General features: G+C 50.0%; 1 protein-coding gene. It reads right to left on the bottom strand.

Translation table 11 applies throughout. From position 1 onward, the window contains the following. A partial coding sequence (locus tag ABGV18_RS11390) for a restriction endonuclease (RefSeq protein ID WP_396586136.1) occupies positions 1-2633 on the bottom strand: 2633 nt, incomplete at its 3' end. Between the last annotated feature and the right edge of the window lie 89 nt (positions 2634-2722).

Genomic DNA, 2722 nt, shown 5'->3' with positions numbered 1-2722 from the left:
CTCTGAGTCAGGCGGGGAAAAGCTTTACGAAAGAACTTATCATATAGCTCTACAACCAGGCGCTGTTTGCCTTGAGCGGTCTGTATGCCCTGGGAGCGGCGCTTCACGCTCTCATAGAACTTTTCCAGAGCCTTTGATTCCTTGTCGATTCGATGTTCATTAAGAACATCCAGCACTTGCTGGATACCCTTTGAAACAGGGTTCTCCTTTGTGAACTGATGCCCCTCAAATAAGGTTTCAAAAACCGGTCGAGTAATAATGTGTTGGGCCAGCATCTCAACAGCTTCATCTTCAGTAATACTGCCGTTGAGGTCATCTCGAAGTTCTAACAAGAACTCATCGAAAGCGTTTCGAGCAACTTCGACGGAATCCAGGGTGCCTTTAATCCGAACAATGTGTTTGTGAGCAATGTCAGCAATATCGGTTGCCCAGTCTTCCCAGTAATCCCGGGTTCCACATTTCTTAACGATTTTGGCCAGAATCGCCTCACCGACCTCCATGTTAAAATCCATGCCGAGTTGCTGTGCTTCATCATCGGCTTGAGGTTCGCCTTCTCCTTCGACACCAATACCGGTGGACTTTTTCTTGTCTGATCCACTGCTTTTCGACGGCAAAGTGTCTACTTCGGCAGTTACGGCCCGCAACTCTTCGCTATCGATGCCGACGATTTGAATAGTGTTATCAATCCGTTCGCCCAAGGATGCTTTGTTTATAGTGGCATCGAACCGTTCATCATGAGCACGCAAAGCGTTCAAAATCTGCCAAACAACCTTATGTTTCTCATTGTCGTTCAGTGCCTGTTCGGGTGTTACTCCGGTCGGTACCCCGATGGGAAGAATTACATACCCCATGCGTTTATCGGGGCCCGCTTTACGCATGACCCGGCCCACAGACTGGACCACGTCGATCTGAGATTTCCGGGGGTGCAGGAACATGATGGCATCAAGGGCAGGTACATCCACACCTTCCGAAAGGCATCTGGCGTTGGTCAGAATGCGGCATTCATGGTCTTCTGGTTCGGCTTTGAGCCAATCCAGAAGTACATTGCGTTTCTTGGCATTGAACGTACCGTCAACATGACCAATCGAGCAATGCAGGTCAGGGCTCCCACCTTCTTCGGCGTGGTATTCCAGATATTCTTCAACGACGTCGCTAAATTGAGATTCAATAAGTTGCGAAGATTTGATATCACGGCAAAACGCTAAGGCGCGGCGCATAGGCTGGGTGTCATATTGAATGTCGTCTTTCAGCGTGGCTTTTGTCAGTGCCTTGTAGCACCCAATAATCCGGCTAGCGTCATCCAATTGAAGTTCGTTAGTTCCCGAAGATAGGGCTTTCTGAAGACCACGGCTCACTAAACCTTCATCCATAGCCAGGATGATGACCTTATAATCAGTCAGTAGATCATTTTCGACAGCCCATGAAAATCCACGATAGAACAACACTTCCCCAAACTTACTCATGTCATCCATAGACGTAAGCTCATGGCCGCCTTCATCAGCCTTGCCTTTTACCGCCTCCCCAAAGATTCGAGGAGTTGCTGTCATGTAGAGGCGTTTTTTTCCTTTAACGTGCTCATTGTCATGGATTCGAACAAAGTTAGACTCGTCTTCGCCAGATAAGGTGACCCCCGTTGTCCGGTGAGCCTCATCACAAATAATCAGGTCGAACTCAGGCAGTCCATGAAGTTTTTGTGCATCAGAGATCACTTGAATCGACTGGTAGGTCGAAAACACCACCGTCATTGCATCCGGTGCCACCTGGTTGGCCTCAGCCACGAGCTTGGCTGGATTGGTTGTCGCCGGAAATGCCAGATCGTGTTGCTGAAGCTCGGCAATGTCGTCCGACGCACGACGCTTGCCGATCTGGCTGTCAGAGCAGGCAGCGAAGGATCGCAAGGGAACGGTCGAATCGTTCGACCATTCGGTCACCGTTTGGGACATCAAAGCGAGCGAAGGCACCATGAACAGGACCCGCTTACCTTGACCTGCCAGGTCTTCCGCGATTTTCAGTGCCGCAAATGTTTTACCGGTACCGCAAGCCATGATGAGCTTGCCGCGATCGGCTGTCGTTAAACCGGCACGAACAGCCTCCAACGCATCTTTTTGGTGTGAGCGTAGTTTCTTCTTAGGCCGGTAAACGACCTCTTTTTTCTGGGAGAAGATGGTCCAGTCAATTCGGCTTTCTTCCAGATCTCGGAGTCCGATGCGATTGGTTTTGACATACTGGCTCGTATCGTCAAAAAGCGCCTGCGCGTTGCTGCCCAGATCCACTTCGGTCGTATCAATCAGGATTCGGCGGGTAAAGGGCTTTCGATTCGACGCCGTGAAAAAAGAATCCAGGTCTGCCCGTTGCAGGCGGTGGTTTTTGTCATAAAACTTACACTGGATCGCGCAAAATTCGGTGTGGTCCTCTCGAACCCGGGCCACAAGATCAATCCCTGTATCCTTGCGACTCAGCCCCTGCTCTTCTGCCCAGTCGCCGTATGTCCAGACCTTATCGTAATGCTGTGTCTGAACATCATCGTGCTCGAAATAGGCTTTCACTAGTTCTTCAAAATAGGTACCCATTTCCCGGTCTGTTTTTGCGTGATTCCGATAGCGTTCAAGTAAGTCGTACAGCGGTGAGGCCATGGATACATCCTGGTTGATCCGTTTTCTTGAAATGGTAGTGTTCTACCGGACTTCGATGTAGCGCTCAAGCGATGAGTTCAGCGTCACTC

Source organism: Guyparkeria halopsychrophila, from assembly GCF_044582135.1.
Taxonomy (GTDB): domain Bacteria; phylum Pseudomonadota; class Gammaproteobacteria; order Halothiobacillales; family Halothiobacillaceae; genus Guyparkeria.
This window is presented reverse-complemented; position numbering and strand designations above follow the sequence as displayed.